The following is a 1,507-nucleotide window of genomic DNA, read 5'->3' on the forward strand; positions in this document are numbered from 1 at the left end:
GAACACCGCCCTCGGCGGCGGTCTCGGGGCATTGGGCGGCTATCTCGGGGGAAAAGCCGCAGAGACAGCCGGAGCATACCTCGACCAGTGGGCCCGTGTCAAAGGAGGGAACCAGCTACCCGAATACCGGCCAAGGCTTGCAAGCAACAAGGGTGAGGGATATAATGGAAACTGGGAAAGGGCATACGAGACTGTAAAAGGCCTGGAGAAGAGCGCTGAAAATAGTGCTGAGGGCGCGGGGAATGATGCCTACAACGCTTACCTCAAAATGCTGGATGAGCTGGAGGCAGCGAGAAAATCCGGCATGACAGCCCGGGAGTTTGCAATGAGCAAGGGCGTACCAAGCTCATTGACAGATAAAGAAGCCGCGTTATTGGACAAGTACAATCTGAGAATGTACACTGAGGGCGCGGGGGAGTACTCTGGTAAACCCTATTCCACGGGCAGACCAAAGTATGGACGCACACAAGTAGACGATGTCTGGAACGCTCATGCGAATCCTGAAACTGATACGGTCACAGATCCTTCTGGTGCCACAATTGTCTGGGATCGAACGAAACCGCGGAATGGTCAATGGGATATGGGACATATACCTGGTCAAAAATATTCTGATACTCATGCCAGCTATATGAATGGTGAATTGAGCTTAGATGAATTTTTGAAATGGTATCGAAATCCGCAAAACTATAGGCCCGAACTACCAGGGACAAACAGAAGCCACTTATATGAAGACAACTGGCATACCTAAAATAAAGCGAAAGGGATTGATGTCTAATGGCAGCTACTATAAATTCAAGCTATGGGGCATGTTTGGTATCGAAAAATATATACAACGGAAAGGGTAAATTAAAATGGTGCGTTCGTGAGGACAGCACCAGAGGTGTAGACAACGGCTGGAGATTCCTTTCGGAAATAGATAGCGAAGAGTATCTGGCGGACTCAAATAATTGGTGTATTCTTGCTTATGAATCAGTGATTGAGATTGAACCGGCTGTGCTTGCAATCTATGACATGCCAGTTGGGACTGAATTGACATTAATGCAGGAGGGCAAAAGGAAATTTTTTATTGATACAAATACGGGGAAAGAAATTACTTTGTATAAATAGCATCACAAAAATTCAGGGGCCGCTCATGACCCCTATCAAGCCCTTGACACATGCGATTTTTTGCAATGCACAACTCCTAGTCCGACCCCATTGCATAAAATTTGACCCCCGATGGGGACAGCCTTTCAGCCCGCATTGCGGGCTGATGTGTGTTGCGCGGGGGACGCTTGCGACCCCGGTGATTTAACCTGCTCGGTTTCGACCCCATGACTTATCCTGTTGTTGAACATTAATATTAACGACGCAATCCCGCCCCATTGAAGTTAGGGGGCGGGATTGTGTCATATGTTACTCTCAACGTGATTCCGGTCGATAAAATAGGAAAAGTACTCAGGGAGAACATACCGGTCTTCGGGGAATATCAGGACAGCCTGTATTCGGACAGGAACGTCGCCGAGCT

Annotated in this window: 2 protein-coding genes; both read left to right on the forward strand. The window is 48.2% G+C overall.

Annotation, left to right across the window (positions count from 1 at the left end; translation table 11 throughout):
- The coding region (locus BUB60_RS20430; protein ID WP_200796658.1) for an HNH/ENDO VII family nuclease at positions 1-748 on the forward strand (748 nt) is incomplete at its 5' end.
- A 26-nt stretch (positions 749-774) separates the two neighbouring features.
- The gene (locus tag BUB60_RS19420; protein ID WP_073083425.1) at positions 775-1,107 is read left to right on the forward strand and encodes an immunity protein Imm33 domain-containing protein; all 333 of its coding nucleotides are present in this window, start codon (positions 775-777) and stop codon (positions 1,105-1,107) included.
- The last annotated feature ends 400 nt before the right edge of the window (positions 1,108-1,507 follow it).

Source organism: Sporobacter termitidis DSM 10068, from assembly GCF_900130065.1.
GTDB lineage: Bacteria > Bacillota > Clostridia > Oscillospirales > Oscillospiraceae > Sporobacter > Sporobacter termitidis.